1 protein-coding gene is annotated in these 263 nt (G+C 67.3%); it reads left to right on the plus strand.

Annotation, left to right across the window (positions count from 1 at the left end; genetic code table 11):
• Positions 1-60 precede the first annotated feature (60 nt).
• Positions 61-263, plus strand: a 203-nt coding sequence (locus SB660_RS21455; RefSeq protein ID WP_410584426.1) for an alcohol dehydrogenase catalytic domain-containing protein, incomplete at its 3' end; no start/stop codon positions are given.

The raw sequence follows: 263 nt of genomic DNA on the forward strand, positions 1-263 counted from the left end.
CTGCAACGCTCCTTCGAGAAGGGGCTCGCGGCGGGAGCGCTCAAATAGTAAGGAAGAACCATGTCGCAGCAGGTGAAAGCGGCGGTGCTCCGCGAGGTCGGCGGTCCCGTCGCCGTCGAAGAGATCGAACTCGCACCGCCGGGACCGGAGGAGATCGTCGTCGAGATCGAGGCGGCCGGCGTATGCCACACCGACGTGCATTATCAGCGCGGGGATCTCGTCAGCCGGTTGCCCGTCGTGCTGGGGCACGAGGGCGCGGGACG

The organism is Bacillus sp. SIMBA_005, from assembly GCF_046535585.1.
GTDB lineage: Bacteria > Bacillota > Bacilli > Bacillales > Bacillaceae > Bacillus > Bacillus pumilus.